The organism is Microbacterium sp. 10M-3C3 (genome assembly GCF_003931875.1).
Lineage (GTDB): Bacteria > Actinomycetota > Actinomycetes > Actinomycetales > Microbacteriaceae > Microbacterium.
Map to the genome: position 1 here is coordinate 731,875 of NZ_CP034245.1, position 25,779 is coordinate 757,653.

38 protein-coding genes are annotated in these 25,779 nt (G+C 68.7%); 37 read left to right on the forward strand and 1 reads right to left on the reverse strand.

From position 1 onward, the window contains the following. Positions 1-221 precede the first annotated feature (221 nt). The 37 genes from rpsL (at position 222) to rplQ (ending at position 23,769) form a co-directional block, all read left to right on the forward strand. A complete protein-coding gene (gene rpsL, locus EI169_RS03400) occupies positions 222-590 on the forward strand; it encodes a 30S ribosomal protein S12 (RefSeq protein ID WP_091703622.1) in 369 nt (122 codons plus the stop codon). A 5-nt stretch (positions 591-595) separates the two neighbouring features. After that, a complete protein-coding gene (gene rpsG, locus EI169_RS03405) occupies positions 596-1,066 on the forward strand; it encodes a 30S ribosomal protein S7 (protein ID WP_125131021.1) in 471 nt (156 codons plus the stop codon). An 87-nt stretch (positions 1,067-1,153) separates the two neighbouring features. Continuing rightward, positions 1,154-3,268, forward strand: a complete 2,115-nt coding sequence (fusA, locus tag EI169_RS03410) for an elongation factor G (protein WP_125131023.1) — start codon at positions 1,154-1,156, stop codon at positions 3,266-3,268. Between the two features lie 155 nt (positions 3,269-3,423). Further along, entirely contained in the window at positions 3,424-4,617 is a 1,194-nt protein-coding gene (gene tuf, locus EI169_RS03415) for an elongation factor Tu (protein ID WP_125131025.1), read from the forward strand. Between the two features lie 242 nt (positions 4,618-4,859). After that, the gene (locus EI169_RS03420) at positions 4,860-5,396 is read left to right on the forward strand and encodes a hypothetical protein (RefSeq protein WP_125131027.1); all 537 of its coding nucleotides are present in this window, start codon (positions 4,860-4,862) and stop codon (positions 5,394-5,396) included. Positions 5,397-5,512: 116 nt separating this feature from the next. Next, entirely contained in the window at positions 5,513-5,728 is a 216-nt protein-coding gene (locus EI169_RS03425) for an Rv0909 family putative TA system antitoxin (protein WP_125131029.1), read from the forward strand. Between the two features lie 183 nt (positions 5,729-5,911). Next, complete coding sequence (locus EI169_RS03430) at positions 5,912-6,865, forward strand: hypothetical protein (protein WP_125131030.1); 954 nt, start codon at positions 5,912-5,914, stop codon at positions 6,863-6,865. A 457-nt stretch (positions 6,866-7,322) separates the two neighbouring features. Beyond that, the gene (gene rpsJ / locus EI169_RS03435) at positions 7,323-7,631 is read left to right on the forward strand and encodes a 30S ribosomal protein S10 (RefSeq protein ID WP_045246810.1); all 309 of its coding nucleotides are present in this window, start codon (positions 7,323-7,325) and stop codon (positions 7,629-7,631) included. Positions 7,632-7,639: 8 nt separating this feature from the next. Next, positions 7,640-8,299 (forward strand): 50S ribosomal protein L3, encoded by a 660-nt coding sequence (gene rplC, locus EI169_RS03440; RefSeq protein WP_125131032.1) that lies wholly within the window; start codon positions 7,640-7,642, stop codon positions 8,297-8,299. A gap of 4 nt (positions 8,300-8,303) precedes the next feature. Next, entirely contained in the window at positions 8,304-8,966 is a 663-nt protein-coding gene (gene rplD, locus EI169_RS03445; RefSeq protein ID WP_125131034.1) for a 50S ribosomal protein L4, read from the forward strand. Beyond that, complete coding sequence (gene rplW, locus EI169_RS03450; protein WP_125131036.1) at positions 8,963-9,262, forward strand: 50S ribosomal protein L23; 300 nt, start codon at positions 8,963-8,965, stop codon at positions 9,260-9,262. Before rplD ends, rplW begins: the two co-directional genes overlap by 4 nt. Before the next feature lie 25 nt (positions 9,263-9,287). Further along, the gene (gene rplB, locus EI169_RS03455; RefSeq protein WP_125131038.1) at positions 9,288-10,127 is read left to right on the forward strand and encodes a 50S ribosomal protein L2; all 840 of its coding nucleotides are present in this window, start codon (positions 9,288-9,290) and stop codon (positions 10,125-10,127) included. Between the two features lie 12 nt (positions 10,128-10,139). After that, positions 10,140-10,421 (forward strand): 30S ribosomal protein S19, encoded by a 282-nt coding sequence (gene rpsS, locus EI169_RS03460; protein ID WP_125131040.1) that lies wholly within the window; start codon positions 10,140-10,142, stop codon positions 10,419-10,421. Between the two features lie 25 nt (positions 10,422-10,446). Continuing rightward, entirely contained in the window at positions 10,447-10,851 is a 405-nt protein-coding gene (gene rplV, locus EI169_RS03465) for a 50S ribosomal protein L22 (RefSeq protein ID WP_125131042.1), read from the forward strand. Continuing rightward, a complete protein-coding gene (gene rpsC / locus EI169_RS03470; RefSeq protein WP_125131044.1) occupies positions 10,851-11,609 on the forward strand; it encodes a 30S ribosomal protein S3 in 759 nt (252 codons plus the stop codon). The genes rplV and rpsC overlap by 1 nt, the downstream gene beginning before the upstream one ends. After that, positions 11,609-12,028, forward strand: a complete 420-nt coding sequence (gene rplP / locus EI169_RS03475; protein WP_125131046.1) for a 50S ribosomal protein L16 — start codon at positions 11,609-11,611, stop codon at positions 12,026-12,028. The genes rpsC and rplP overlap by 1 nt, the downstream gene beginning before the upstream one ends. Further along, on the forward strand, positions 12,028-12,342 hold the full coding sequence (gene rpmC / locus EI169_RS03480) for a 50S ribosomal protein L29 (protein WP_125131048.1): 315 nt from the start codon (positions 12,028-12,030) through the stop codon (positions 12,340-12,342). The genes rplP and rpmC overlap by 1 nt, the downstream gene beginning before the upstream one ends. 110 nt (positions 12,343-12,452) lie before the next feature. Next, entirely contained in the window at positions 12,453-12,719 is a 267-nt protein-coding gene (rpsQ, locus tag EI169_RS03485; protein WP_276312954.1) for a 30S ribosomal protein S17, read from the forward strand. After that, entirely contained in the window at positions 12,716-13,084 is a 369-nt protein-coding gene (gene rplN, locus EI169_RS03490) for a 50S ribosomal protein L14 (RefSeq protein ID WP_013584005.1), read from the forward strand. Before rpsQ ends, rplN begins: the two co-directional genes overlap by 4 nt. Positions 13,085-13,086: 2 nt before the next feature. Next, on the forward strand, positions 13,087-13,446 hold the full coding sequence (rplX, locus tag EI169_RS03495; protein ID WP_125131050.1) for a 50S ribosomal protein L24: 360 nt from the start codon (positions 13,087-13,089) through the stop codon (positions 13,444-13,446). A gap of 2 nt (positions 13,447-13,448) precedes the next feature. Beyond that, positions 13,449-14,039, forward strand: coding sequence for a 50S ribosomal protein L5 (gene rplE / locus EI169_RS03500; RefSeq protein WP_125131052.1), 591 nt, complete (start codon positions 13,449-13,451; stop codon positions 14,037-14,039). 97 nt (positions 14,040-14,136) lie between these two features. After that, positions 14,137-14,535: a 30S ribosomal protein S8 gene (rpsH, locus tag EI169_RS03505; protein ID WP_125131054.1), complete on the forward strand. Its 399-nt coding sequence runs from the start codon at positions 14,137-14,139 to the stop codon at positions 14,533-14,535. Between the two features lie 6 nt (positions 14,536-14,541). After that, positions 14,542-15,078, forward strand: coding sequence for a 50S ribosomal protein L6 (gene rplF / locus EI169_RS03510; RefSeq protein ID WP_125131055.1), 537 nt, complete (start codon positions 14,542-14,544; stop codon positions 15,076-15,078). A 2-nt stretch (positions 15,079-15,080) separates the two neighbouring features. Next, positions 15,081-15,440 (forward strand): 50S ribosomal protein L18, encoded by a 360-nt coding sequence (rplR, locus tag EI169_RS03515; protein ID WP_125131057.1) that lies wholly within the window; start codon positions 15,081-15,083, stop codon positions 15,438-15,440. Further along, a complete protein-coding gene (gene rpsE, locus EI169_RS03520) occupies positions 15,437-16,117 on the forward strand; it encodes a 30S ribosomal protein S5 (RefSeq protein WP_125131059.1) in 681 nt (226 codons plus the stop codon). Before rplR ends, rpsE begins: the two co-directional genes overlap by 4 nt. Then, the gene (gene rpmD, locus EI169_RS03525; protein WP_060960260.1) at positions 16,117-16,302 is read left to right on the forward strand and encodes a 50S ribosomal protein L30; all 186 of its coding nucleotides are present in this window, start codon (positions 16,117-16,119) and stop codon (positions 16,300-16,302) included. Before rpsE ends, rpmD begins: the two co-directional genes overlap by 1 nt. Further along, positions 16,302-16,880: a 50S ribosomal protein L15 gene (gene rplO / locus EI169_RS03530; protein ID WP_125131061.1), complete on the forward strand. Its 579-nt coding sequence runs from the start codon at positions 16,302-16,304 to the stop codon at positions 16,878-16,880. Before rpmD ends, rplO begins: the two co-directional genes overlap by 1 nt. A 108-nt stretch (positions 16,881-16,988) precedes the next feature. Then, positions 16,989-18,311: a preprotein translocase subunit SecY gene (gene secY, locus EI169_RS03535; RefSeq protein ID WP_125131063.1), complete on the forward strand. Its 1,323-nt coding sequence runs from the start codon at positions 16,989-16,991 to the stop codon at positions 18,309-18,311. Beyond that, positions 18,311-18,904: an adenylate kinase gene (locus EI169_RS03540; RefSeq protein WP_125131064.1), complete on the forward strand. Its 594-nt coding sequence runs from the start codon at positions 18,311-18,313 to the stop codon at positions 18,902-18,904. Before secY ends, EI169_RS03540 begins: the two co-directional genes overlap by 1 nt. A gap of 1 nt (position 18,905) precedes the next feature. Continuing rightward, positions 18,906-19,748 carry a type I methionyl aminopeptidase gene (map, locus tag EI169_RS03545; RefSeq protein ID WP_125131066.1) on the forward strand — a complete coding sequence of 281 codons (843 nt, stop codon included), beginning with the start codon at positions 18,906-18,908 and terminating at the stop codon, positions 19,746-19,748. After that, positions 19,748-20,443, forward strand: a complete 696-nt coding sequence (locus EI169_RS03550; RefSeq protein ID WP_125131068.1) for a thioredoxin domain-containing protein — start codon at positions 19,748-19,750, stop codon at positions 20,441-20,443. Before map ends, EI169_RS03550 begins: the two co-directional genes overlap by 1 nt. Before the next feature lie 180 nt (positions 20,444-20,623). Next, the gene (gene infA / locus EI169_RS03555) at positions 20,624-20,845 is read left to right on the forward strand and encodes a translation initiation factor IF-1 (RefSeq protein ID WP_028496510.1); all 222 of its coding nucleotides are present in this window, start codon (positions 20,624-20,626) and stop codon (positions 20,843-20,845) included. Between the two features lie 63 nt (positions 20,846-20,908). Continuing rightward, positions 20,909-21,025 (forward strand): 50S ribosomal protein L36, encoded by a 117-nt coding sequence (rpmJ, locus tag EI169_RS03560; RefSeq protein ID WP_005050492.1) that lies wholly within the window; start codon positions 20,909-20,911, stop codon positions 21,023-21,025. 170 nt (positions 21,026-21,195) lie between these two features. Further along, positions 21,196-21,576 (forward strand): 30S ribosomal protein S13, encoded by a 381-nt coding sequence (gene rpsM, locus EI169_RS03565; protein WP_125131070.1) that lies wholly within the window; start codon positions 21,196-21,198, stop codon positions 21,574-21,576. A 32-nt stretch (positions 21,577-21,608) separates the two neighbouring features. Further along, on the forward strand, positions 21,609-22,007 hold the full coding sequence (gene rpsK, locus EI169_RS03570) for a 30S ribosomal protein S11 (protein WP_013583990.1): 399 nt from the start codon (positions 21,609-21,611) through the stop codon (positions 22,005-22,007). A 141-nt stretch (positions 22,008-22,148) separates the two neighbouring features. Next, positions 22,149-23,138, forward strand: coding sequence for a DNA-directed RNA polymerase subunit alpha (locus tag EI169_RS03575; protein ID WP_125131072.1), 990 nt, complete (start codon positions 22,149-22,151; stop codon positions 23,136-23,138). A 43-nt stretch (positions 23,139-23,181) separates the two neighbouring features. Beyond that, positions 23,182-23,769: a 50S ribosomal protein L17 gene (rplQ, locus tag EI169_RS03580; RefSeq protein ID WP_125131074.1), complete on the forward strand. Its 588-nt coding sequence runs from the start codon at positions 23,182-23,184 to the stop codon at positions 23,767-23,769. 59 nt (positions 23,770-23,828) lie between these two features. Here rplQ and EI169_RS03585 read toward each other — a convergent pair whose 3' ends face one another. Further along, positions 23,829-25,736, reverse strand: a complete 1,908-nt coding sequence (locus EI169_RS03585; protein ID WP_125131075.1) for an acyltransferase family protein — start codon at positions 25,734-25,736, stop codon at positions 23,829-23,831. Between the last annotated feature and the right edge of the window lie 43 nt (positions 25,737-25,779).

The following is a 25,779-nucleotide window of genomic DNA, read 5'->3' on the forward strand; positions in this document are numbered from 1 at the left end:
GCGTCATGCCTTCGGGCGTGCCGTCCGGGGTAACGTGCGCACCATCTCAGGGCACGGCCTGCGAACAGGCCACCCCCACGGCATATCCACCAGAATCCCGCGTCAGACATTCTGTCGCGCCGGTGGATCCGCGTGAGCCCGCCACGTCATGAATCGCAAGATCCGGATGCGGCGGGGGAGACCACGACGCTGTCACCGTGCAGCACTATCAAGGAGAGAACGTGCCAACCATTCAGCAGTTGGTTCGCAAGGGGCGCTCGCCGAAGGTCGCCAAGACCAAGGCGCCGGCGCTCAAGTCGAACCCGCAGCAGGCCGGTGTCTGCACCCGCGTGTACACGACCACCCCGAAGAAGCCCAACTCGGCGATGCGCAAGGTCGCCCGTGTCAAGCTCCGCAACGGCACCGAGGTCACCGCGTACATCCCGGGCGAGGGCCACAACCTGCAGGAGCACTCGCTCGTGCTGGTGCGCGGCGGCCGTGTGAAGGACCTTCCCGGCGTCCGCTACAAGATCGTCCGTGGCGCCCTGGACACCCAGGCCGTGAAGAACCGTAAGCAGGCTCGCAGCCGCTACGGCGCGAAGAAGGGCTGAGAACCATGCCTCGTAAGGGTCCCGCCCCGAAGCGTCCCGTCGTCAACGACCCGGTGTACGGCGCTCCCGTCGTCACGCAGCTCGTCAACAAGATCCTCATCGACGGTAAGAAGTCGCTGGCCGAGTCGATCGTCTACGACGCCCTCCGCGGTGTCGAGGCGAAGAACGGCCAGGACGCCGTCGCCACCCTCAAGAAGGCGCTGGACAACGTCCGGCCCACGCTCGAGGTCAAGTCGCGCCGCGTCGGCGGTTCGACCTACCAGGTGCCGGTGGAGGTCAAGCCCCACCGCGCCAACACGCTCGCCCTGCGCTGGCTCGTGAGCTACGCGAAGGGTCGTCGTGAGAAGACCATGACCGAGCGCCTCCAGAACGAGATCCTGGACGCCTCGAACGGCCTGGGTGCCGCGGTCAAGCGCCGCGAGGACACCCACAAGATGGCCGAGTCGAACCGCGCCTTCGCGCACTACCGCTGGTAACCCGCGTCGGGTCCGGGGCCGGTGACCGCCGGCTCCGGACCCGCGCGAGGCAGCACACCACCTCACAACAGGTAAGGAACAGACCCCGTGGCACAAGAAGTGCTCACCGACCTCAACAAGGTCCGCAACATCGGCATCATGGCGCACATCGATGCCGGCAAGACGACGACGACCGAGCGCATCCTCTTCTACACGGGCGTCAACCACAAGATCGGCGAGACGCACGACGGCGCTGCCACCACCGACTGGATGGAGCAGGAGCAGGAGCGCGGCATCACGATCACGTCGGCCGCTGTGACGTGCTTCTGGGAAGGCACCCAGATCAACATCATCGACACGCCCGGCCACGTCGACTTCACGGTCGAGGTCGAGCGGTCGCTGCGCGTCCTCGACGGCGCGGTCGCCGTCTTCGACGGCAAGGAGGGCGTCGAGCCCCAGTCCGAGACGGTGTGGCGTCAGGCCGACAAGTACAACGTCCCCCGCATCTGCTTCGTCAACAAGATGGACAAGCTCGGCGCGGACTTCTACTTCACCGTCGACACGATCGTGAACCGCCTCAAGGCCAAGCCGCTCGTCCTGCAGATCCCGATCGGCGCCGAGAACGACTTCGTCGGCGTCATCGACCTCGTCTACATGCGCGCCCTGGTGTGGCCCGGCGACGCCAAGGGCGACGTGACGATGGGCGCCAAGTACGAGATCCAGGAGATCCCGGCCGACCTCGCCGACAAGGCGGCGGAGTACCGCGAGAAGCTCCTCGAGACCGTCGCCGAGTCCGACGACGCGCTGCTGGAGAAGTACTTCGGCGGCGAGGAGCTCACCCCCGAGGAGATCAAGGCCGCCATCCGCAAGATGACGATCAACTCCGAGGTCTACCCGGTGCTGTGCGGCTCGGCGTTCAAGAACCGCGGCGTGCAGCCGATGCTCGACGCGGTCGTGGACTACCTGCCCTCGCCGCTGGACGTGCCCGCGATCGAGGCGCACGACCCGAAGAACGAAGAGACCATCATCGAGCGCCACCCCGACCGGGAGGAGCCGTTCGCGGCCCTGGCGTTCAAGATCGTCTCGCACCCGTTCTTCGGTCGCCTCACCTACATCCGCGTGTACTCCGGTCACCTGGACTCCGGCGCCCAGGTCGTGAACTCGACCAAGGGCAAGAAGGAGCGCATCGGGAAGATCTTCCAGATGCACGCCAACAAGGAGAACCCGGTCGACTCGGTCACCGCCGGTCACATCTACGCGGTCATCGGCTTGAAGGACACCACCACCGGTGACACCCTCTCGGACGCCGCCGCGCAGGTCGTGCTGGAGTCGATGACCTTCCCGGAGCCCGTGATCGAGGTCGCGATCGAGCCCAAGACCAAGGCCGACCAGGAGAAGCTGGGTGTCGCCATCCAGAAGCTCGCCGAGGAGGACCCGACGTTCCGCGTGGAGCAGAACGCCGAGACCGGCCAGACGGTCATCAAGGGCATGGGCGAGCTGCACCTCGACATCCTCGTGGACCGCATGAAGCGCGAGTTCAAGGTCGAGGCCAACGTCGGCAAGCCGCAGGTGGCGTACCGCGAGACGATCAAGAAGGCCGTCGAGCGTCACGACTACACGCACAAGAAGCAGACCGGTGGGTCGGGTCAGTTCGCGAAGATCCAGTTCGCGCTCGAGCCGCTCGAGGTCACGGCCGACAAGACGTACGAGTTCGAGAACAAGGTCACCGGTGGCCGCATCCCGCGCGAGTACATCGAGCCGACCAACCAGGGCTTCCAGGACGCGATGAACGTCGGCGTGCTCGCGGGCTACCCGATGGTCGGCGTCAAGGCGATCCTCATGGACGGCGCGTCGCACGACGTCGACTCGTCGGAGATGGCGTTCAAGATCGCCGGCTCGATGGGCTTCAAGGAGGCCGTGCGCAAGGCGAACCCGGTGATCCTCGAGCCGATCATGGCCGTCGAGGTGCGCACGCCCGAGGAGTACATGGGCGACGTCATCGGCGACCTGAACTCCCGCCGCGGCCAGATCCAGTCGATGGAGGACGCGGCCGGCGTGAAGGTCGTCCGCGCGAACGTCCCGCTGTCGGAGATGTTCGGCTACATCGGCGACCTGCGCTCGAAGACCTCGGGCCGTGCCGTCTACTCCATGGAGTTCGACAGCTACGCCGAGGTGCCGCGCGCCGTCGCGGACGAGATCGTCCAGAAGACCAAGGGCGAGTAACGCCGCCCTGGATGCCGGGGCTCCGCCCGCGGGCGGACTCCCGGCATCCACCCCAACTCAATACCGACTCTCTAGTAATCTGAGAACCATCCCCGTAGACGACCGGTCGCAATCCAGCGCCCGGAACCTCTACACGACGTCCTGAGGAGGACCCAGTGGCTAAGGCCAAGTTCGAGCGGACCAAGCCGCACGTGAACATCGGAACGATCGGTCACGTCGACCACGGCAAGACCACGCTCACCGCCGCGATCTCGAAGGTGCTCGCCGACAAGTACCCGTCGGCCACCAACGTGCAGCGCGACTTCGCGTCGATCGACTCCGCTCCCGAGGAGCGCCAGCGCGGCATCACGATCAACATCTCGCACGTCGAGTACGAGACCCCCAAGCGTCACTACGCCCACGTCGACGCCCCCGGTCACGCCGACTACATCAAGAACATGATCACGGGTGCCGCCCAGATGGACGGCGCGATCCTCGTGGTCGCGGCCACCGACGGCCCGATGGCGCAGACGCGCGAGCACGTGCTGCTCGCCAAGCAGGTCGGCGTGCCCTACCTGCTCGTCGCGCTGAACAAGGCCGACATGGTCGACGACGAGGAGATCCTGGAGCTCGTCGAGCTCGAGGTCCGCGAGCTGCTGTCGTCGCAGGACTTCGACGGCGACAACGCGCCGGTCGTGCGCGTCTCGGGCCTGAAGGCGCTCGAGGGCGACGAGAAGTGGACGCAGTCCATCCTCGACCTCATGGAGGCCGTCGACGAGTCCATCCCCGACCCGGTGCGTGACAAGGACAAGCCCTTCCTCATGCCCATCGAGGACGTCTTCACCATCACCGGCCGTGGCACGGTCGTCACGGGTCGCGCCGAGCGCGGCACGCTCGCGATCAACTCCGAGGTCGAGATCGTGGGTCTGCGCCCGACGCAGAAGACCACGGTCACGGGTATCGAGATGTTCCACAAGCAGCTCGACGAGGCCTGGGCCGGCGAGAACTGTGGTCTGCTCCTGCGCGGCACCAAGCGTGACGACGTCGAGCGCGGCCAGGTCGTCGTGAAGCCCGGTTCGGTCACCCCGCACACCGAGTTCGAGGGCACGGCGTACATCCTCTCCAAGGAGGAGGGTGGCCGTCACAACCCCTTCTACACGAACTACCGTCCGCAGTTCTACTTCCGTACCACGGACGTGACCGGCGTCATCACGCTGCCCGAGGGCACCGAGATGGTCATGCCCGGTGACACCACGGACATGAAGGTCGACCTCATCCAGCCCATCGCCATGGAGGAGGGCCTCGGCTTCGCGATCCGCGAGGGCGGCCGCACCGTCGGCGCCGGCACGGTGACGAAGATCATCAAGTAAGTCCTCGGACTTCCCGCGACGGGGTCGGGCCTTCGGGCCCGGCCCCGTCGTCGTTTGTTACGTCCCGATGAAGGTTTGGTGCTCGCGCTGGCCCTGAGTTGTGATTTCGCTGAGAACACCGCTAGCCTGGGTCGAGAAGCAGTGGGAGAGGTGCCACTTTCCACATCCGTCTCGACCGCGGATACATCCATGCTGCTTCGTTTCGTCCCCACCGTACGAACTTCCCAGCATCGGAGTACCGAATGAAGAACCTTCGCACCAAGCTTGCGGCGGTCGTCATCGCCGCCGCGGCTTTCACCGCCGCTCCCATCGCGGCCTTCGCCGACGGGTACCCGCCGGCCAGCGTCGTCTCGGGACCTGCGACCGTCACCGCCGGCGGCACCGCGACCTTCACGTTCGGCGGCTTCGACCCCAACGAGCAGGTCACCTTCACGCTCACGGGTGAGAACGCCGCCGGCGCGACCCTCGCGGTCGTCAAGGCCGCCGTCAACAGCAAGTCCATCACCAAGACGGCTTCGGCCCAGGGCACGGCGTCGGTCACCGTGACGCTCCCGGCCAACGCCTCGGGCACCTACACCCTGACCGCGGACAGCGCGTCCACCGACCCGGCCTCGACGACCTTCACGGTCGCCGGCTCGGGCGGCAGCGGCCTCCCCGCCACGGGTATCGACGCCGCGTCGATGACCGGTGTGTGGATCGGCGGCGGCGCGCTGCTGGCCGCCGGCATCGCGGTCACCTCGGTGGCGGTCATCCGCCGCCGCCAGGCCGAGCAGGCGTAAGCACCTCACCGAAGGCCCTCCACCCACGGGTGGGGGGCCTTCGTGCTGCGCGCAACCCCTTCTCCGTCCAGGTTCCGCCCGGCACAATGGCGGCGACACCCACCGAGGAGGACGACATGGGCGTGGACGACATCGTCAACAAGGGCAAGCAGCTGTTCGAGCAGAACCGCGACAAGATCGAGGATGCCCTCAAGAGCGAGAAGGCCGAAGAGGTGAGCGACAGGATCCTCGACGGCGCCGCGGACGCGATCAAGAAGGTCGTGCCCGAGGGGCAGCGCGCGAAGGTCGACCAGGTGCGCGAGAACGTCGACAAGCACGTCGGCAACCAGTAGCCCGATCTCTCGAAAGTGCATCGTCGCGGCGAGACCGCTCGCCCGACGGTGCACCTTCGCGTGAACGGTGCACTCTCGGCGAGGTTGGCGAGCGGTCCTCCCCAGGCGCACGCGTGAGGACGGTGTGCACGGGCCGCGTCCTTCGTGTCTTCCGTCGCCGGGCAGGGGAGAAGGCTCGCGGGCATGGATGCGCCGCGCCTTCTGCTGGCCCGTGATCACCTCCGCAGCGGCCGCGACGCGGCCTTCCGAGCGGCGATCCGCGAGCGCCGGCTCGTCGCGGTGTGCCGCGGGGTGTGGACGGAGCGCGCGCCGTGGGTCGCGGCGCGCCCGGAGGAGCGGATGCGGCTGCGCGCCCGCGCCCACGCGCACATGTGCCAGGACCGTCCGGTCTTCGCGTTCGAGACCGCGGCAGCGCTGCACGGCTTGCCGCTGTGGGGCGCAGAGGACTCCCGCGTGCACGTGCTCGACCCCGACGAGCGGCCCGCGCGCAGCCGCCCGGGTGTCTTCCGCCACAGCGGTCCGCTCGCACCCGAGGACGTGACCGTGCGGCGCGGCGTCCTCGTGACCTCGCTCGAGCGCACGGTCGCCGACGTCGTACGCACCGCGCGGAAGGAAGCGGCGATCTCCGTCCTCGACGCGGCTCTGCGCCAGGTCGCGTGGCGCGGCCACGACGAGTACGACCGCGATGCGGCGGAGGAGCTGCGCGGTCGGCTGATCGTCCGATGGTCGCGGATGCCGGGAGCCCGCGGCATCCGTCAAGCCCGCTTCCTCGCGCCGATCGGCGACGGGCGCGCGGACCGTCCAGGGGAGAGCGTCTCGCGGCTGTGGATGCGGATCCTCGGCGCTGAGGATCCGGAACTGCAGTACGAGGTCGGCCTCCCGAGCGGCCGACGCGCATTCCTCGACTTCGCCTGGCCACGGCTGCGCCGCTTCGGCGAGTTCGACGGCGATGCGAAGTACCTCGACCCGCTCCTGACCAGTGGTCAGGACATGCGCGGGGTGCTCCGTGCGCAGCGGGCGCGCGAGACGGACGTCATCGCCGCGACCGGGTTCACACCGGTGCGGTGGGGGAGCGAGCGGCTTGCGGGCATGTCGACGTTCGCTGCCTTCCTGCGCGCGCAGGGCCTCCTGCCCTGACCACGAGAGTGCACCATGATGGCGAGAGTGCATCGCCGGAGGTGCACTCTCGCCTCGACGATGCACTTTCGGCGGAGGTATGGCGAGGTCGTCGGCGGTACCAGGACGCGCGACACGCCCGGGTTTGCGACACGCCCGGAGTGCACGTAGACTGTTCCAGTTCCACATTCCGGGAGCCGCTTCGCGCGTGCTCCGGGATCACTGCCAGGGCAGTGCATAGGTCCGCGAGAGCGAAGAACCTAGGCCGCGGGCAGCAGAACATCACACCGAAACCCTCAGCTCCATCCGGAGACGCGCGCGTGCGCGCGGAGGGTTGGGCCGGATGCCTGCATCCGGTTTGACAGCTGAACAGCGGTGCAGCATCGCTCGCGAGAGCGGAAAGTGCCAGGCGCGCAAGCGCCACCGTGCGTCCGATGCCCGGGGTCGGGTAAGACGCGAGAAAGAGAGTGAGCAGACAATGGCGGGACAGAAGATCCGCATTCGCCTGAAGTCGTACGACCACGCGGGGCTCGATTCGTCGGCTCGCAAGATCGTCGACACCGTGACCCGCGCCGGCGCCACCGTCGTCGGCCCCGTGCCGCTGCCGACCGAGAAGAACGTCGTCGTCGTCATCCGGTCGCCCCACAAGTACAAGGACAGCCGCGAGCACTTCGAGATGCGCACCCACAAGCGCCTCATCGACATCATCGACCCGACGCCCAAGGCCGTCGACTCGCTGATGCGTCTCGACCTCCCGGCCGACGTCAACATCGAGATCAAGCTCTGAGGTCCGACATGGCTGACATCAACTCCAAGGTTTCGAAGGGCCTGCTGGGCACGAAGCTCGGCATGACCCAGGTCTGGGACGCGAACGGCAAGCTCGTGCCCGTCACCGTGATCGAGGTCGCCCCCAACGTGGTGACCCAGGTCCGCACGCCGGAGAAGGACGGCTACAACGCCGTCCAGATCGCCTACGGCCAGATCGACCCCCGCAAGGTCAACAAGCCGCTGACGGCCCACTTCGAGGCCGCCGGCGTCACCCCGCGCCGTCACCTCACCGAGGTCCGCACCGCGGATGCCGCTGACTACTCACTCGGTCAGGAGCTCACCGTGGACGGCCTGTTCGAGGCCGGCCAGCTCGTCGACGTCGTCGGCACGAGCAAGGGCAAGGGCACCGCGGGTGTCATGAAGCGCCACAACTTCAAGGGTGTCTCCGCCTCGCACGGTGCGCACCGCAACCACCGCAAGCCCGGTTCGATCGGCGCCTCGTCGACGCCGAGCCGCGTGTTCAAGGGCATGCGCATGGCCGGCCGTATGGGTGGCGAGCGCGTGACCGTCCTCAACCTCACGGTGCACGCCGTCGACGCCGAGAAGGGTCTGCTGCTCGTCAAGGGCGCCGTCCCCGGTGCGCGCGGCCGCATCGTCTACGTCCGCAACGCAGTGAAGGGTGCCTGAACTCATGGCTGACTCGACTCTCGCGCTCGACGTCGTCAAGGCGGACGGGAAGAAGGCCGGTTCGGTCGACCTTCCCGCGTCGCTGTTCGACGTCAAGACGAACATCCCGCTCATCCACCAGGTCGTCGTCGCCCAGCGCGCCGCCGCCCGCCAGGGCACGCACTCGACCAAGCGTCGTGGCGAGGTCTCCGGTGCCGGCCGCAAGCCCTTCAAGCAGAAGGGCACGGGTAACGCCCGTCAGGGCTCGATCCGCGCGCCGCACATGACCGGCGGTGGCATCGTCCACGGCCCGAAGCCGCGCGACTACGGCCAGCGCACGCCCAAGAAGATGATCGCCGCCGCGCTGCTGGGCGCCCTGAGCGACCGCGCCCGCGGCGAGCGTCTGCACGTCGTGGAGTCCTTCGGCATCGACGGCGCGCCGTCCACCAAGGCCGCCGCCGCCGTGCTGTCCGCCCTCGCGCCGACGAAGAACGTCCTCGTCGTCATCGAGCGCGACGACGAGCTGAGCATCAAGAGCGTCCGCAACCTTGAGTACGTGCACGTGCTCAGCTTCGACCAGCTCAACGCCTACGACGTGCTCGTCTCCGACGACATCGTCTTCACCAAGGCCGCCTACGACGCGTTCGTCGCGTCGAAGGCCGACGCCACCGAGGAGGTCTCGGCATGACCGCCGTGAACAAGGACCCGCGCGACATCATCCTGAAGCCGGTCGTCTCGGAGAAAAGCTACGGGCTCATCGACGAGGGCAAGTACACGTTCTACGTGGACAACCGCGCCTCCAAGACCGAGATCAAGCTCGCGATCGAGAAGATCTTCGGCGTCAAGGTCGCCGCGGTCAACACGCTGAACCGCCCGGGCAAGGCCCGTCGCACCCGCTTCGGCATGGGCAAGCGCAAGGACACCAAGCGCGCCATCGTCACGCTGAAGTCGGGCACCATCGACATCTTCACGGCAGTCGGCTGACGGTCGGGACAGGGACGAGAGAACAATGGCTATTCGCAAGTACAAGCCCACGACGCCCGGTCGCCGCGGCTCGTCGGTGGCGGACTTCGCCGAGATCACCCGATCGACGCCCGAGAAGTCGCTGCTGCGCCCGCTGGCCAAGACCGGCGGTCGCAACAACCAGGGTCGCATCACGACGCGTCACATCGGTGGCGGTCATAAGCGTCAGTACCGCGTCATCGACTTCCGTCGTGACGACAAGGACGGCATCGACGCCAAGGTCGCTCACATCGAGTACGACCCCAACCGCACCGCGCGCATCGCGCTCCTGCACTACAAGGACGGCGAGAAGCGCTACATCCTCGCGCCGAACAAGCTGAAGCAGGGCGACATCATCGAGTCCGGCGCATCCGCCGACATCAAGCCCGGCAACAACCTGCCGCTGCGCAACATCCCCACCGGTACCGTGATCCACGCGATCGAGCTCCGCCCCGGCGGCGGTGCCAAGATGGCGCGCTCGGCCGGTGCGTCCGTCCGCCTCGTGGCGAAGGACGGCCCGTACGCGCAGCTGCGTCTGCCCTCGGGCGAGATCCGCAACGTCGACGCGCGCTGCCGCGCGACGATCGGCGAGGTCGGCAACGCCGAGCAGTCCAACATCAACTGGGGCAAGGCCGGCCGCAAGCGCTGGAAGGGCGTGCGCCCGACCGTCCGCGGTGTCGCGATGAACCCGGTCGACCACCCGCACGGTGGTGGTGAGGGCAAGACCTCCGGTGGACGTCACCCCGTGACGCCGTGGGGTCAGCCGGAGGGCCGCACCCGCCACGCCAACAAGGAAAGCGACAAGCTCATCGTCCGCCGTCGCACGGCCGGCAAGAAGCGCAAGTAGGAGTAGAGGAAGATGCCACGCAGTCTCAAGAAGGGCCCCTTCGTCGACGAGCACCTGCTTCGCAAGGTCGTGTCGCAGAACGAGGCGGGTACCAAGAACGTCATCAAGACCTGGTCGCGTCGCTCGATGATCATCCCCGCCATGCTGGGGCACACGATCGCCGTGCACGACGGTCGCAAGCACATCCCCGTGTTTGTGACCGAGACCATGGTCGGCCACAAGCTGGGCGAGTTCGCGCCCACCCGCACCTTCCGCGGCCACGAGAAGGACGACAAGAAGGGCCGCCGCCGCTGACGCGGGGCGCTGAGAGGAGAGAGAAATGGTGGAGTCCATCGCCCGTGTGCGACACATCCGCGTGACCCCTCAGAAGGCTCGTCGTGTCGTCGCCCTCATCAAGGGCAAGCAGGCCGAGGAGGCCCTGGCCATCCTCAAGTTCGCGCCGCAGAGCGCGAGCGAGCCCATCTACAAGCTCGTCGCCTCGGCGATCGCGAACGCTCGCGTGAAGGCCGACTCGACGAACGAGTACCTGGACGACGCCGACCTGTACGTGAAGAACGCGTACGTCGACGAGGGCACGACGCTCAAGCGTTTCCAGCCCCGCGCGCAGGGTCGTGCGTTCCAGATCAAGAAGCGCACGAGCCACATCACGGTCGTGCTCTCGACGCCGGAGACGGCCGAGGCACCCGCCGCGACGGCCGGCACGAAGAAGAAGGCGAGCAAGTAATGGGCCAGAAGGTCAACCCGTACGGCTTCCGCCTCGGCATCACCACGGACCACGTGTCGCGGTGGTTCTCGGACTCGACCAAGCCGGGCCAGCGCTACGCCGACTACGTCGCCGAGGACATCAAGATCCGCAAGCTCCTGCAGACGCAGCTGGACCGCGCCGGCGTGAGCAACATCGAGATCGAGCGCACGCGTGACCGCGTCCGCGTCGACATCCACACCGCCCGCCCGGGCATCGTGATCGGTCGCCGCGGCGCCGAGGCCGAGCGCATCCGCGCCGACCTCGAGAAGCTCACCGGCAAGCAGATCCAGCTCAACATCCTCGAGGTGAAGAACCCCGAGGCCGACGCCCAGCTCGTCGCGCAGGGCATCGCCGAGCAGCTCTCCGCCCGCGTGGCCTTCCGCCGCGCGATGCGCAAGGGTCTGCAGGGCGCGCAGCGCGCCGGCGCCAAGGGCGTCCGCATCCAGGTCTCCGGCCGCCTCGGCGGCGCGGAGATGAGCCGCTCCGAGTTCTACCGCGAGGGCCGCGTGCCCCTGCACACGCTCCGTGCCAACATCGACTACGGCTTCTACGAGGCCAAGACGACGTTCGGCCGCATCGGCGTGAAGGTGTGGATCTACAAGGGCGACCTGACCAACAAGGAGCTCGCCCGCGAGCAGGCCAACGCGCCGAAGTCCCGCGGTCGTGACGACCGCGGCGGCGACCGTCGTCGTGGCCCCCGCGCCGAGGCCCCCGTCGCAGAAGGAGCGTCTGCCTGATGCTTATCCCCCGCAAGGTCAAGTACCGCAAGCAGCACCACCCCGGCCGCTCGGGCCAGGCCACCGGCGGCACGAAGGTCTCCTTCGGCGAGTTCGGCATCCAGGCCCTCACGCCCGCTTACGTGACCAACCGTCAGATCGAGTCCGCTCGTATCGCGATGACCCGTCACATCAAGCGTGGCGGCAAGGTGTGGATCAACATCTACCCCGACCGACCGCTCACCAAGAAGCCCGCCGAGACCCGCATGGGCTCGGGTAAGGGCTCGCCGGAGTGGTGGGTCGCCAACGTCAAGCCGGGTCGCGTCCTGTTCGAGGTCGCGGGCGTCAACGAGCAGCTCGCTCTCGAGGCGCTCACCCGTGCCATCCACAAGCTGCCGCTGAAGGCACGCATCATCAAGCGCGAGGAGGGCGACGCGTAATGGCGATCGGCACCAAGACGCTCGCGACGAGCGAGCTCGACACGTTCGAAGACCAGCGCCTGGTCGAGGAGCTGCGCAAGGCCAAGGAGGAGCTGTTCAACCTCCGCTTCCAGTCGGCCACCGGCCAGCTCGAGAGCCACGGCCGCATCCGCGCCGTCAAGCGCGACATCGCGCGGCTGTACACGGTGATCCGCGAGCGCGAGCTCGGCATCCGTGCCACGCCCGCTCCGGTCGCCGCGTCGACCAAGGCGAAGAAGACCAAGGCCTCGAAGGCGGATGCTGCGCCTGAGGCCGCGAAGGAAGAGGCCGAGTGATGGCTGAGACCACCGAGAAGAAGGCGCCGGCGCGCAAGCCGGCCGCCAAGAAGGCCGCCGCCGAGGTGGAGACCCCCCGGGTCGCGGGTCACGAGAGCGCCGCGCACGACGTGCGCGACGCTGACGCCCGTGGCTACCGCAAGTCGCGTCGTGGCTACGTCGTGAGCGACAAGATGGACAAGACGATCGTCGTCGAGGTCGAGGACCGCGTGAAGCACCCCCTCTACGGCAAGGTCATCCGTCGCACCTCCAAGGTGAAGGCGCACGACGAGGGCAACACCGCCGGCATCGGCGACCTGGTTGTCATCAACGAGACCCGTCCGCTCAGCGCCACCAAGCGCTGGCGCCTGGTCGAGATCGTGGAGAAGGCCAAGTGATCCAGAACGAATCGCGCCTCAAGGTCGCCGACAACACCGGCGCCAAGGAGCTGCTCACCATCCGCGTGCTCGGCGGCTCCAACCGCCGGTACGCGGGCCTGGGCGACGTCATCGTCGCCACGGTCAAGGACGCGATCCCCGGCGGCAACGTCAAGAAGGGCGACGTCGTCAAGGCCGTGGTCGTGCGCGTCGTCAAGCAGACCCGCCGTCCCGACGGCTCGTACATCAAGTTCGACGAGAACGCCGCCGTGATCCTGAAGAACGACGGGGAGCCCCGCGGCACCCGCATCTTCGGACCGGTCGGCCGTGAGCTTCGCGACAAGAAGTTCATGAAGATCGTCTCGCTCGCCCCGGAGGTCATCTGATCATGGCGAAGATCAAGAAGGGCGACCTGGTTCAGGTCATCTCGGGCGCCAAGCCCGAGCGCGGCGGCGACCGCGGCAAGCAGGGCAAGGTCCTCGAGGTCCTCGTCGAGCAGAACCGCGTCATCGTCGAGGGCGTGAACTACGTCACCAAGCACAACCGCGTGGGTCAGACCCAGCGCGGCACGAAGACGGGCGGCATCGAGACGTTCGAGGCCCCCATCCACATCTCCAACGTCGCCCTGGTCGACCCCTCGAGCAAGAAGCCGACGCGCGTCGGCCACCGCGTCGAGGAGAAGGTCAAGGACGGCGTGAAGCGCACGGTCCGCGTGCGCTACGCGAAGAAGAGCGGCAAGGACCTCTGAACATGAGCACCGCGACTGCCGCGGTGGCTGGCAAGACCCAGCCCCGCCTGAAGCAGAAGTACAACACCGAGATCAAGAGGGCCCTGCAGGACGAGTTCGGCTACGCCAACGTCATGCAGATTCCCGGCCTGGTCAAGGTCGTCGTGAACACGGGTGTCGGCGAGGCCGCGCGCGACAGCAAGGTGATCGATGGTGCGGTCGACGACCTCACCAAGATCACCGGCCAGAAGCCGGTCGTCACCAAGGCCCGCAAGTCGATCGCGCAGTTCAAGCTGCGCGAGGGCCAGCCCATCGGCGCGCACGTCACCCTCCGCGGCGACCGCGCGTGGGAGTTCATCGACCGTCTGGTGAACCTCGCCCTGCCCCGCATCCGCGACTTCCGTGGCCTGTCGGGCGCGCAGTTCGACGGCCACGGCAACTACACGTTCGGCCTGCAGGAGCAGTCGGTCTTCCACGAGATCGACCAGGACCGCATCGACCGCGTCCGCGGCTTCGACATCACGATCGTGACGACGGCGAAGACCGACGACGAGGGCCGCTCGCTGCTGCGTCAGCTGGGCTTCCCGTTCCGCACGGACGACCAGCAGGCCTGACACACCACCCCGCCGTGCCCGTCCGGGACACGGCACCCATGGAAGGTCGTCTGTCGTGTAACGGCAGCCGAAACCTCATGAACGAAAGAAGACATCCATGACGATGACAGACCCGGTCGCAGACATGCTGACCCGTCTGCGCAACGCGAACTCGGCTCACCACGACGCCGTGTCGCTGCCGAGCTCGAAGCTCAAGACCAACATCGCCGAGATCCTCAAGCAGGAGGGCTACATCTCGGAGTGGGCCGTCGAGGACGCCCGCGTCGGTCAGACGCTCACGCTCACCCTCAAGTACGGCCCGAACCGCGAGCGGTCGATCGCCGGCATCAAGCGCGTGTCGAAGCCCGGCCTGCGCGTGTACGCCAAGTCGACCGAGATCCCCAAGGTCCTCGGCGGCCTGGGCGTGGCCATCCTGTCCACCTCCTCTGGCCTCCTCACGGACCGCCAGGCCGAGCAGAAGGGCGTGGGCGGGGAAGTCCTCGCCTACGTGTGGTGATCTGACATGTCGCGAATCGGACGTCTCCCCATCGACATCCCCGCCGGCGTGACCGTGACGGTCGACGGCCAGGCGGTTGTGGTCAAGGGCCCGAAGGGCGAGCTCTCGCTCACCGTCGCGCGCCCCCTCGAGGTGAAGGTCGACGACAACCAGGTCGTCGTCACGCGCCCCGACGACGAGCGCGAGTCGCGGTCGCTCCACGGCCTGACCCGCACGCTCATCAACAACAACATCATCGGTGTCACCCAGGGCTACTCGAAGGGCCTCGAGGTCGTGGGCACGGGCTACCGTGTCGCGCAGCGCGGCTCCTCCGTCGAGTTCGCGCTCGGCTTCTCGCACCCCGTGCTCGTCGAGCCCCCCGCGGGCATCACGTTCACGGTCGAGGGCAACAACAAGCTCACCGTGAGCGGCATCGACAAGCAGGCCGTCGGCGAGGCGGCTGCGAACATCCGCAAGATCCGCAAGCCCGAGCCGTACAAGGGCAAGGGTGTGCGCTACGCGGGCGAGGTCGTCCGCCGCAAGGCCGGAAAGGCTGGTAAGTAAGCATGGCTGTGCAGTCGAAGTCGGTCGCACGCGCGCGTCGTCACGCGCGCCTGCGCAAGAAGGTCGTCGGCACCGAGGCGCGCCCGCGCCTGGTCGTGACCCGTTCCGCGCGCCACGTGTTCGTCCAGCTCGTCGACGACGCGAAGGGCCACACCGTGGCATCCGCATCCACCCTCGAAGCGGACCTGCGTTCGTTCGACGGTGACAAGACCGCCAAGGCCCGCAAGGTCGGCGAGCTCGTCGCCGAGCGTGCGAAGGCCGCCGGCGTCACCGACGTCGTGTTCGACCGCGGTGGCAACCGCTACGCCGGCCGCGTCGCCGCGATCGCCGACGGCGCCCGCGAAGGAGGGCTCAACCTGTGAGTGACGTGACCAACAACCAGGAGACCGAAGTGACCGAGACGCCGCAGGGTGCGCCCGAGGCGGCGGAGGGCCAGCGCGAGCAGCGCGAGGCCCGCCGCGGCGGTCGCGAGCGCAACCCCAACCGCGACCGCAACTCGCGCGACCGCAACGAGAGCCAGTTCCTCGAGCGCGTCGTGACGATCAACCGCGTGTCGAAGGTCGTCAAGGGCGGTCGTCGCTTCAGCTTCACGGCGCTCGTCGTCGTGGGCGATGGCAACGGCGTCGTGGGCGTCGGCTATGGCAAGGCCCGTGAGGTGCCTCTGGCGATCTCGAAGGGCGTCGAGGAGGCGAAGCGGAACTTCTTCCGCGTGCCGCGCTCGGGCTCGACCATCCCGCACCCGGTGCAGGGCGAGGCCGCTGCCGGTGTCGTGCTGCTGCGTCCGGCCGCCGCGGGTACCGGTGTCATCGCCGGTGGTCCCGTGCGCGCCGTGCTCGAGTGCGCCGGCATCCACGACGTCCTGTCGAAGTCGCTCGGCTCGTCGAACACGATCAACATCGTGCACGCGACCGTCGAGGCGCTGAAGCAGCTCGAGGAGCCCCGTGCCGTGGCCGCCCGTCGCGGCCTGGAGTTCGACCAGGTGGCGCCGGCCCGGCTCGTCCGCGCCGAGGCCGCCGCGTCGCAGAAGGTAGGTGCCTGATGGCCGCGCGCCTCAAGGTCACGCAGATCAAGTCCAAGGTGAGCGAGAAGCAGAACCAGCGCGACACGCTGCGTTCGCTGGGTCTCAAGCGGATCGGCGACTCGGTCGTCCGTCCCGACGACGCGCAGACGCGCGGCTACGTCAAGACCGTCGCGCACCTCGTGAAGGTTGAGGAGATCGACTGATGGCGGAGAACGAGAAGGTCGAGGCCGAGACGGCCGAGGCCCCCAAGAAGAAGGCGCCCGCGCGCAAGCCGGCCGCCGCCAAGGCGGACGCCAAGCCCGCCGCCAAGGCTGCCCCGAAGAAGGACGCTCCGGTCTCGCGCCCGGGCGTGCTCAAGGTGCACCACCTGCGCCCGGTCCCCGGTGCGCACACCGCCAAGACGCGCGTCGGCCGCGGTGAGGGCTCGAAGGGCAAGACCGCCGGTCGCGGCACCAAGGGCACGAAGGCCCGCTACCAGGTGCGCGCCGGCTTCGAGGGCGGCCAGATGCCGCTGCACATGCGTACGCCGAAGCTGCGCGGGTTCAAGAACCCGTTCCGCGTCGAGTACCAGGTCGTCAACCTCGACAAGCTCGCGGAGCTGTACCCCACCGGTGGCGACGTCACCGTGAGCGACCTCGTCGCCAAGGGCGCGGTGCGCAAGAACGAGAAGGTCAAGGTGCTCGGCACCGGCGACATCTCGGTGAAGCTGAACGTGACGGTGGACAAGGTCTCGGGTTCTGCCGAGCAGAAGATCGTCGCGGCGGGCGGCTCGGTCAACTGAGTCACCCGAACCCCGTAGAGGGCCGGAGGCCGTTCGCCTCCGGCCCTCTGCGTTAGGCTGGTCCTCTGTGCGCCCCCGGGGCGCCGGAACCGTTCTGGAGGAATCCACTTGTTCAGCGCAATCGCGCGGGTCTTCCGCACGCCCGACCTGCGGCGGAAGATCGGCTTCACCCTGGGGATCATCGCGATCTACCGTCTGGGTGCGCACATCCCCACGCCGTTCGTGAACTTCCCGAACGTGCAGTCCTGTCTGGACCAGTCCGGCGGGACCGAGGGCCTGCTCTCCCTCGTCAACCTCTTCTCGGGCGGCGCGCTGCTGCAGCTGTCGATCTTCGCGCTGGGCGTCCTGCCCTACATCACCTCGACGATCATCGTGCAGCTGCTGCGTGTGGTGATCCCGCACTTCGAGACCCTCTACAAGGAGGGGCAGGCGGGCCAGGCCAAGCTCACGCAGTACACGCGCTACCTCACGATCGCGCTCGCGCTGCTGCAGTCGACGACGCTCGTGACGGTCGCCCGCAGCGGGCAGCTGTTCGGCCAGACCGGCATCCCCGAGTGCGAGAACATCCTCACGAACGACGTGTGGTGGGCGCAGCTGCTCATGATCATCACGATGACCGCCGGCACCGGCCTCATCATGTGGTTCGCGGAGCTCGTGACCGAGCGCGGCGTCGGCAACGGCATGTCGATCCTCATCTTCACCTCGATCGCGGCGACCTTCCCGGCGGCGATGGGCGCGATCCTCGCCTCGCGCGGCTTCGAGGTCTTCCTCCTCGTGCTGGCCGTCGGCATCGTCGTGGTCGCGCTCGTGGTGTTCGTCGAGCAGTCGCAGCGCCGCATCCCGGTGCAGTACGCGAAGCGGATGGTGGGACGCCGCACGTACGGCGGCACGAACACGTACATCCCGATCAAGGTGAACATGGCCGGTGTCGTGCCCGTCATCTTCGCCTCGTCGCTGCTGTACATCCCGGCGCTGATCGCGCAGTTCAACCAGCCGCAGCCCGGCCAGGAGGTCCCCGGCTGGGTCGCGTGGATCTCGCAGTACCTCACGCGCGGCGACCACCCGCTGTACATGGCGATCTACTTCCTGCTGATCGTGGGCTTCACGTACTTCTACGTGGCCATCACGTTCAACCCCGTCGAGGTGGCCGACAACATGAAGCGCTACGGCGGCTTCATCCCCGGCATCCGCGCCGGCCGTCCGACCGCGGAGTACCTCGACTACGTGCTCACGCGCATCACGCTGCCGGGCTCGATCTACCTCGGCCTCATCGCGCTCCTGCCGCTCATCGCGCTCGCGACGGTCGGCGCCAACCAGAACTTCCCGTTCGGCGGTGCATCGATCCTCATCATCGTGGGCGTGGGCCTGGAGACGGTGAAGCAGATCGACGCGCAGCTGCAGCAGCGCCACTACGAAGGGCTTCTCCGCTGATGGCACGTCTCCTCATCGTCGGTCCGCAGGGCTCGGGCAAGGGCACGCAGGGCGTGCGCATCGCCGAGGCGTTCGGCGTCCCCGTCGTCTCGACGGGCGACGTGTTCCGCGCCAACGTCGCCGAAGGCACCGAGCTGGGAGTGCAGGTGAAGGAGATCATCGACGCGGGGCGCCTCGTCCCCGACGAGCTGACGAGCGCCGTCGTGCGCGACCGGCTCTCGAAGGCGGATGCGGCGGACGGTTTCCTCCTGGACGGCTACCCGCGCAACCTCGGCCAGGTCATGCACCTCGACGAGTTCCTCGGCGGCCGTGACGAGAGCCTCGACGCGGTCATCGCGCTCGTGGTGCCGCGTGAGGAGTCGATCGAGCGGCTGCGCAAGCGCGCGGTCGAGCAGGGCCGCGCGGACGACACCGAAGAGGTCATCGCCAACCGCCTGGCGATCTACGAGTCGGAGACGGCGCCGATCCTCGGCGTGTACGGCACGCGCGGGCTCGTCGACGAGATCGACGGCGTCGGCAGCCTCGACGAGGTGACCGAGCGCATCTTCGCGGCGCTCGAGGCCCGCGGACTCGGCCGCACGGCCGCCGCCTGACGTGGCGTTCCGGTCCTCGGTCTACAAGTCGCCCGCCCAGCTGCGGGCGATGGTGGAGCCCGGGCTCATCACCGCGGCGGCGCTCGACGCGGTGAGCGCGCTCATCCGTCCCGGTGTGACGACGCTCGAGCTCGACGCGGAGGCGTCGCGCGTCATCCGCTCGCGGGGGGCGCGCTCGAACTTCCAGCTGGTGCGCGGCTACCGCCACACGATCTGCGCATCGGTGAACGAGCAGGTGGTCCACGGCATCCCGGGCGACCGGGTGCTCCAGGCCGGCGACCTCGTGTCGATCGACGCCGGCGCGGAGCTGCGCGGATGGAACGGCGACTCGGCCATCAGCGTCATCGTGCCCGGCGATGCGCCGCGCGAGATCGTGACCGCGCGTCAGCGCCTGTCCGACGTGACCGAGGGATCCCTGTGGGCGGGGATCGCCGCTCTCGCGACGGCGCGGCGCCTCGGCGAAGTGGGCGCGGCGATCCAGGACTACATCGAGGCGAACGCGCCCGAGGGCGGCTACGGCATCCTGCGCGAGTACGTCGGCCATGGCATCGGGCGCAAGATGCACGAGTCGCCGAGCATCTTCAACTACCGCACGCCCGACCCCGGCGCCGAGGTGCGCCCGGGGCTCGCGGTGGCGATCGAGCCGATGGTCGTGGCGGGCGACGAGGCCACCTTCGTCGAGGACGACGACTGGACGGTGTCGACGCTCGACGGGTCGGACGGCTCACACTGGGAACACAGCGTGGCCGTGCACGATGGAGGAATCTGGGTGCTCACGGCACCGGACGGCGGTGCCGCCGGCCTGGCACCCTTCGGAATCGTTCCCCGGGAGATCGGACACTGATGGCTGCTGTCGCGCGCAAGACGAACTGGTTCGCGGTGTGGGTGAGCATCGCGGTGGTGGTCGTCCTCGTCGCCGTCGGGGTCGTCGTGTGGCTGGGCAACGTCGCGGCGACCTCGCCGGGGGAGCCCCCCAAGAGCGCGGTCGTGAACGCCGACACCGGTGCGATCGCGGTCGGCGACGGTCCGAAGACGGTCGACACGTACATCGACTTCATGTGCCCTATCTGCAACCAGTTCGAGCAGACCTACGGCGAGACGCTCCAGCAGCTCTCGAGCGATGGGACGATCACGCTGAACATCCACCCGATCTCGATCCTCGACCGCCAGTCGCAGGGCACCGAGTACTCGACGCGGTCGGCGAACGCCGCATACTGCGTCGCGGTCGACACGCCCGACGCCGTGCTCCCGTTCGTGCAGGCGCTCTACGCGAACCAGCCCCAGGAGGGGACCGCGGGCCTGACGGACGACCAGCTCGCCGCGTTCGCGGAGCAGGCCGGCGCATCCGGAGACGTCGCCTCGTGCATCAGCGACGGCACGTACCAGCGCTACGTCACGGCGAAGACGCGCGACACCCCTGTCCAGCCCGGCCAGGCCGGCATCGCGACGCCGACGATCGCCATCGACGGCACGGTGCTCAGCAACCAGACCGACCTCACCGGCGACCCGCAGAAGGACATCGTCGCCCGCGTGCAGTAGTTCGGCGCGGCGGGGTGTTCGCGGAGGGCGGAGGAGTGCGGGGTCGGGCGAGTTGCCGGAGGCGGTCCTAGCACGTACTATTGATCTTTGGTGCCTTGCGCCTTCGTTGGCGTGTCGAAGCACCGGAATCAACCCCACCCACCGCAGACCGGCCGGTCTGCAACGAGCGTTAGCGAGTATATGGCGAAGAAAGACGGTGTCATCGAGATCGAGGGCGTCATCTCCGAAGCGCTGCCCAACGCGATGTTCCGCGTCGAGCTGACCAACGGACACAAGGTGCTCGCCACGATCTCGGGCAAGATGCGGCAGAACTACATCCGCATCATTCCGGAAGACCGCGTGGTCGTGGAGCTCAGCCCCTACGACCTCACCCGCGGCCGGATCGTCTACCGCTACCGCTAGGCCGGCCGAGAAGTAACGCCCCAGGCGCAAGCGTGCCCGGCGAAGACAGCGAAACAGGAAATCATGAAGGTCAACCCCTCCGTCAAGCCCATCTGCGACCACTGCAAGGTCATCCGCCGCCACGGCCGCGTGATGGTCATCTGCAAGAGCAACCCGCGTCACAAGCAGCGCCAGGGCTGATCGGATGCTGCGCCCTGCGCAGCCTGCGAACCCCTAACTCAATACACACCACGGCAGGATCAGAACCGCCGCCGCCGGCCCGACGGGTCGACGGCGACGGGGACACCTCGGGGCGGAGGCCCGGGCACCGATCCTGCTCCACACCTCCACGACACTCCTAGGAGAGCCGCATGGCACGTCTCGCCGGCGTCGACATCCCGCGCGACAAGCGCGTGGTCATCGCCCTGACCTACATCTACGGCGTTGGCCGTACCCGCTCGAACGAGATCCTCGCCGCGACGGGGATCGACGAGAGCATCCGCGTCAAGGACCTCACGGACGACCAGCTCGTCGCGCTCCGTGACTACATCGAGGGCAACTACAAGGTGGAGGGTGACCTGCGCCGCGAGGTCGCCGCCGACATCCGCCGCAAGGTCGAGATCGGCTCCTACGAAGGCCTGCGCCACCGCCGCGGCCTCCCCGTGCGCGGTCAGCGCACCAAGACGAACGCCCGCACGCGCAAGGGTCCCAAGCGCACCGTCGCCGGCAAGAAGAAGGCCGGCCGCAAGTAAGCGGGCGCGCACAGGTTTAGGAGAGAACGCACATGGCACAGGCCAAGAGCGCCGCGCGCAAGCCGCGCCGCAAGGAGAAGAAGAACATCGCCGTGGGCCAGGCCCACATCAAGTCGACGTTCAACAACACGATCGTCTCGATCACCGACCCGTCGGGCGCCGTCATCAGCTGGGCGTCCTCGGGTGGCGTGGGCTTCAAGGGCTCGCGCAAGTCCACGCCGTACGCCGCGGGCATGGCGGCCGAGTCCGCCGCCCGTCAGGCGCAGGAGCACGGCGTGAAGAAGGTCGACGTGTTCGTGAAGGGCCCGGGCTCGGGCCGCGAGACCGCGATCCGCTCGCTGACGGCCGCCGGCCTCGAGGTGGGCTCGATCCAGGACGTGACGCCGCAGGCGCACAACGGCTGCCGCCCGCCCAAGCGTCGCCGCGTCTGACCCTCGACGTCTCAGGGACCGCACGCTTCGGATGCTGCGGCCCCGCCCTGTGCGGCGGCCGCAGCATCCTCGAACACAACTCAACACCTCACCCCAATTGCACGTGTCATATAGCGGGCACGTGATCGAAAGGAACCCATAGTGCTCATCGCACAGCGTCCCACTCTGACCGAGGAGAAAATCGGGGAGTTCCGCAGCCGCTTCGTCATCGAGCCGCTGGAGCCCGGCTTCGGTTACACGATCGGCAACGCGCTGCGTCGCAGCCTCCTCTCGTCGATCCCCGGCGCGGCCGTCACCAGCATCCGCATCGACGGCGTGCTGCACGAGTTCAGCACCATCCCGGGTGTCAAGGAGGATGTCACCGAGATCATCCTCAACATCAAGCAGCTCGTCGTCTCGAGCGAGCGCGACGAGCCCATCACGGCGTACCTGCGCAAGACGGGCGCCGGCGAGGTCACTGCGGCCGACATCTCCGCTCCCGCGGGCGTCGAGGTGCACAACCCCGACCTGGTCATCGCGACCCTCAACGACACCGCGAAGTTCGAGCTCGAGCTCACGATCGAGCGCGGTCGCGGCTACGTGTCGGCGACGCAGAACCGCAACGAGTACGCCGAGGCCGGCCAGATCCCGATCGACTCGATCTACTCGCCGGTCCTGAAGGTGTCGTACCGCGTCGACGCCACGCGTGCCGGTGAGCGCACCGACTTCGACAAGCTCGTCCTGGACGTCGAGACCAAGCCGTCGATCGCCCCGCGCGATGCCGTCGCGTCGGCCGGTCGCACGCTGACCGAGCTGTTCGGTCTGGCCCGCGAGCTGAACGTCGAGGCCGAGGGCATCGAGATCGGCCCCGCGCCCGTGGAGACGGTGCTCTCCAACGAGCTCGCGATGCCGATCGAGGACCTGGACCTGTCGGTGCGGTCGTACAACTGCCTCAAGCGCGAGGGCATCAACACCGTCTCGGAGCTCGTCGCCCTGTCGGAGACGCAGCTGATGAACATCCGCAACTTCGGTCAGAAGTCGGTCGACGAGGTGCGCGACAAGCTCACGTCGCTCGGTCTGTCGCTGAAGGACTCGGTGCCCGGCTTCGACGGCGCCCACTTCTACGGCGGCTACGACGACGAGACCGTCTGACGCCGACGCTTCCCGACACGATTTCTTCCAGGAGTAACTGAGAATGCCCAAGCCCACGAAGGGTCCCCGCCTCGGAGGCGGCCCCGCCCACGAGCGTCTGCTGCTGGCGAACCTGGCCGCGGCCCTGTTCACGCACAAGTCGATCCAGACGACCGAGACGAAGGCCAAGCGCCTGCGTCCGCTCGCCGAGCGCCTCATCACGTTCGCCAAGCGCGGCGACCTGCACGCGCGCCGTCGCGTGCTGAGCGTCATCGGTGACAAGGAGGTCGTGCACGTCCTCTTCACCGAGATCGCGCCGCTCGTGGCCGACCGTGAGGGCGGCTACACGCGCATCACCAAGGTCGGCAACCGCAAGGGCGACAACGCGCCCATGGCGGTCATCGAGCTCGTGCTCGAGCCGGTGACGCCGAAGGTGAAGTCGTCGAAGAAGGCCGCGCCCGCCGCCGCGACGCCCGCGCCCGCCGCGGAGGAGGCTCCCGCCGAGGAGAGCGCCGCCGACGAGACCGAGGCCGAGGCCACCGACGCGGTCGCCGAGGCCGATGCGACCGACGACGCGTCCGCCGACGCCGGCGCGGAGTCGCCCGCCGAGGGTGAGGCCGCCGAGGCCGCCGCCGAGGACGCCGCGAAGTAACGCATCCGCACCTGCACGAGGCCCCCGTCCGATGGACGGGGGCTTCGTCGTTCCGGGGGTCAGCCGCGGTCGGCGTCGGCGACGCGGGCGACCGCGTCGCGGAAGAGCGCGGCGCGCTGCTCGGCCTGCACGCGCTCGTTGCGCGCGGCCTCGATGGCGGATGCGACGGTGTCCGCGAAGATCCGTCCGCCCGCGTCGCCCGGGTGGATGCGGTCGCCCGCCAGCAGGTCCTCGTGGGGTGCGATCGCGGCGGCCCAGTCGGCGAGTTCGACGCCGGGGCGCTGCGCGAAGGCCGCGAGCTCGTCGTTGACGCCCGCGATCCACTCCCGCGGCGCGGAGGCCGTCACGAGGATGAGGTCGCGGTCCGGCCCGACGATCCGCTGCACGTCCTCGAGGGTCGAGGGATCGATCGCGCCGTTCGTGCCGAGACCGATCACGACGTCCTCCCGCAGGCGCCCCTCGTCCGCCAGGCGCTGGAGGATGCCCGGCGCGGCGTACATCGAGCGCGACACGGCGGCGTCGACGTCGATGCCCGGGAAGCGCTCGACGAGCGCCGGCGCCGACGCCAGCATCACGGAGTCGCCGACCGCGGTGATGTCGGCACCGGCCGGCTCGCTCGTCGTGGCGGCGGGGGAGGGCGCCGTCCCGCCCGTCGGTGCGATGGACGGAGTTACCGTGGGCGACGCATCCGGGGCCTCCGCCTGCTCGCGGAGCGCCTGGATGCCGGCGGCGACCGCGGACTCGGCGCTCGTGCGCGCGGGGGCGCTCGCGATGGCCGCCGTGGTGCCGCCGAGCACGAGGGCGCCGATCGCGACGGCGGCGATGCCCGCGAGCCGCTGCGTCGGACCTCCCGCGATCTGCGCACGCAGCGCCCGCGCGGCGCCGCGGAACCCGTCACGCCGGATGGGCGTCTCGATGAGCCGGTACGACAGCTCGGCGGCCCCGAGCGTGAGCACGAGTGCCCCCAGTGCGGCCTGGGGCGTGATCGCGCCGTCACGTGCGGTGACGAGCACGAGCAGCGGCCAGTGCCACAGGTAGATCCCGTACGACCGGTCGCCGAGCCAGCGCAGCGGCGGGACGTCGAGCGCGCGGCCGAACCACGAGCCCGGACGCACGGCCGCGGCGATCGCCCCGACCGTCAGCACGCTGGCTCCGGCCAGGGCGCCGGGGAACGTGCCGATGCCGTCGGTCGCGGGAAGCAGCGCGATCGCGATGACCCCCGCGAGGCCCAGCACGCCTCCCGCGAGCCCCAGGATCCGTGCCGGTGCGCGCGGAGGCACGGCGGGAGCGTCGGTCCGCCCGTGCAGCGCGAAGGCGAGCGCGATGCCCGCCAGCAGTCCGAAGGCGTGCGTGTCGGTGCCGACGTAGGCGCGCGTCGTGTCCGCGCCCGAGGCGACGAGCGCTCCCATCCAGACCGCGGATGCGGCGGCCGCCGCGGTGGCGACCGCGACCCGCAGCGCGCGGCGGCGCAGCAGCAGGACCAGCGGCAGCAGGAGCGGCCACAGCACGTAGAACTGCTCCTCGACGGCGAGCGACCAGAAGTTGCGGAAGAGCTCGGGGGTCGCGGCGGAGAAGTAGCCGTCGCCGATGCCGACGGACACCCAGTTGTAGGCGAACGTCGCCGCCCCCGCCACCTGGGCGCCGATGCGGCTGAGCACGTCGCCGCCGACGAGCCACGCCAGGCTCGTGCAGACCGTGATGACGACCGCCATCGCGGGAAGGAGCCGTCGCGCGCGGCGCGCCCAGAACCGTCGCAACGCGACGCGTCCGTGCGCGTCGCGCTCCCGCAGCAGGAGCGTCGTGATCAGGAAACCGCTCAGCACGAAGAACACGTCGACGCCGACGAAGCCCCCGGGCAGCGGCCCCTCGGGGAAGGCGTGATAGAGCACGACGAGCAGCACCGCGACGGCGCGGAGGCCGTCGAGGCCGGACAGGCGGGCGCGACGGACGTTCGGGTCGGAAGTCATAGGCGAGCGGTGGGGGAGATCAGTCGCGGGCGGGTATCGGGGA

Excerpts from the sequence above, each read along its gene's own strand:
- rpsG (WP_125131021.1), top strand. The coding sequence starts at position 596 with ATGCCTCGTAAGGGTCCCGCCCCGAAGCGTCCCGTCGTCAACGACCCG.
- EI169_RS03420 (WP_125131027.1), top strand. The coding sequence starts at position 4,860 with ATGAAGAACCTTCGCACCAAGCTTGCGGCGGTCGTCATCGCCGCCGCG.
- EI169_RS03425 (WP_125131029.1), top strand. The coding sequence starts at position 5,513 with ATGGGCGTGGACGACATCGTCAACAAGGGCAAGCAGCTGTTCGAGCAG.
- EI169_RS03430 (WP_125131030.1), top strand. The coding sequence starts at position 5,912 with ATGGATGCGCCGCGCCTTCTGCTGGCCCGTGATCACCTCCGCAGCGGC.
- rpsJ (WP_045246810.1), top strand. The coding sequence starts at position 7,323 with ATGGCGGGACAGAAGATCCGCATTCGCCTGAAGTCGTACGACCACGCG.
- rplC (WP_125131032.1), top strand. The coding sequence starts at position 7,640 with ATGGCTGACATCAACTCCAAGGTTTCGAAGGGCCTGCTGGGCACGAAG.
- rplD (WP_125131034.1), top strand. The coding sequence starts at position 8,304 with ATGGCTGACTCGACTCTCGCGCTCGACGTCGTCAAGGCGGACGGGAAG.
- rplW (WP_125131036.1), top strand. The coding sequence starts at position 8,963 with ATGACCGCCGTGAACAAGGACCCGCGCGACATCATCCTGAAGCCGGTC.
- rplB (WP_125131038.1), top strand. The coding sequence starts at position 9,288 with ATGGCTATTCGCAAGTACAAGCCCACGACGCCCGGTCGCCGCGGCTCG.
- rpsS (WP_125131040.1), top strand. The coding sequence starts at position 10,140 with ATGCCACGCAGTCTCAAGAAGGGCCCCTTCGTCGACGAGCACCTGCTT.
- rplV (WP_125131042.1), top strand. The coding sequence starts at position 10,447 with ATGGTGGAGTCCATCGCCCGTGTGCGACACATCCGCGTGACCCCTCAG.
- rpsC (WP_125131044.1), top strand. The coding sequence starts at position 10,851 with ATGGGCCAGAAGGTCAACCCGTACGGCTTCCGCCTCGGCATCACCACG.
- rplP (WP_125131046.1), top strand. The coding sequence starts at position 11,609 with ATGCTTATCCCCCGCAAGGTCAAGTACCGCAAGCAGCACCACCCCGGC.
- rpmC (WP_125131048.1), top strand. The coding sequence starts at position 12,028 with ATGGCGATCGGCACCAAGACGCTCGCGACGAGCGAGCTCGACACGTTC.
- rplX (WP_125131050.1), top strand. The coding sequence starts at position 13,087 with ATGGCGAAGATCAAGAAGGGCGACCTGGTTCAGGTCATCTCGGGCGCC.
- rplE (WP_125131052.1), top strand. The coding sequence starts at position 13,449 with ATGAGCACCGCGACTGCCGCGGTGGCTGGCAAGACCCAGCCCCGCCTG.
- rpsH (WP_125131054.1), top strand. The coding sequence starts at position 14,137 with ATGACGATGACAGACCCGGTCGCAGACATGCTGACCCGTCTGCGCAAC.
- rplF (WP_125131055.1), top strand. The coding sequence starts at position 14,542 with ATGTCGCGAATCGGACGTCTCCCCATCGACATCCCCGCCGGCGTGACC.
- rplR (WP_125131057.1), top strand. The coding sequence starts at position 15,081 with ATGGCTGTGCAGTCGAAGTCGGTCGCACGCGCGCGTCGTCACGCGCGC.
- rpmD (WP_060960260.1), top strand. The coding sequence starts at position 16,117 with ATGGCCGCGCGCCTCAAGGTCACGCAGATCAAGTCCAAGGTGAGCGAG.
- rplO (WP_125131061.1), top strand. The coding sequence starts at position 16,302 with ATGGCGGAGAACGAGAAGGTCGAGGCCGAGACGGCCGAGGCCCCCAAG.
- EI169_RS03540 (WP_125131064.1), top strand. The coding sequence starts at position 18,311 with ATGGCACGTCTCCTCATCGTCGGTCCGCAGGGCTCGGGCAAGGGCACG.
- EI169_RS03550 (WP_125131068.1), top strand. The coding sequence starts at position 19,748 with ATGGCTGCTGTCGCGCGCAAGACGAACTGGTTCGCGGTGTGGGTGAGC.
- infA (WP_028496510.1), top strand. The coding sequence starts at position 20,624 with ATGGCGAAGAAAGACGGTGTCATCGAGATCGAGGGCGTCATCTCCGAA.
- rpmJ (WP_005050492.1), top strand. The coding sequence starts at position 20,909 with ATGAAGGTCAACCCCTCCGTCAAGCCCATCTGCGACCACTGCAAGGTC.
- rpsM (WP_125131070.1), top strand. The coding sequence starts at position 21,196 with ATGGCACGTCTCGCCGGCGTCGACATCCCGCGCGACAAGCGCGTGGTC.
- rpsK (WP_013583990.1), top strand. The coding sequence starts at position 21,609 with ATGGCACAGGCCAAGAGCGCCGCGCGCAAGCCGCGCCGCAAGGAGAAG.
- rplQ (WP_125131074.1), top strand. The coding sequence starts at position 23,182 with ATGCCCAAGCCCACGAAGGGTCCCCGCCTCGGAGGCGGCCCCGCCCAC.
- EI169_RS03585 (WP_125131075.1), bottom strand. The coding sequence starts at position 25,736 with ATGACTTCCGACCCGAACGTCCGTCGCGCCCGCCTGTCCGGCCTCGAC.